Genomic DNA, 272 nt, shown 5'->3' with positions numbered 1-272 from the left:
AAAGAAAGCCATATGATGCGCTCCTTCGTCTGCATTAAAAGTCTTCAACAGCTTTAATTGAGGAAGATTACTTAAATCAAAGACAAGTACTTTTCCGGGATCTGCAAAACTCACATAAAGTTTGTTTGTATCATCAATATACATTTCAAGCGTCCAGCCTAAACCTTGTGTGCTTCCGTCAAACACTTTACTAAAAGCATCATACTTTTTGGTTGTAGTATTGTATGGAGCAATCCAGATATCACCTCCAAGCATTGTGGTAGCAAGAGCAT

Annotated in this window: 1 protein-coding gene; it reads right to left on the bottom strand. The window is 37.5% G+C overall.

The window, feature by feature from the left end:
• The coding region (locus SB679_RS24250) for a hypothetical protein (protein WP_410704804.1) at window positions 1-272 on the bottom strand (272 nt) is incomplete at both ends.

The sequence above is a fragment of the Chryseobacterium sp. SIMBA_029 genome (assembly GCF_046535275.1).
GTDB lineage: Bacteria > Bacteroidota > Bacteroidia > Flavobacteriales > Weeksellaceae > Chryseobacterium.
The sequence above is the reverse complement of the archived record's forward strand: the minus strand, read 5'-3'. Positions and strand labels throughout refer to the sequence as shown.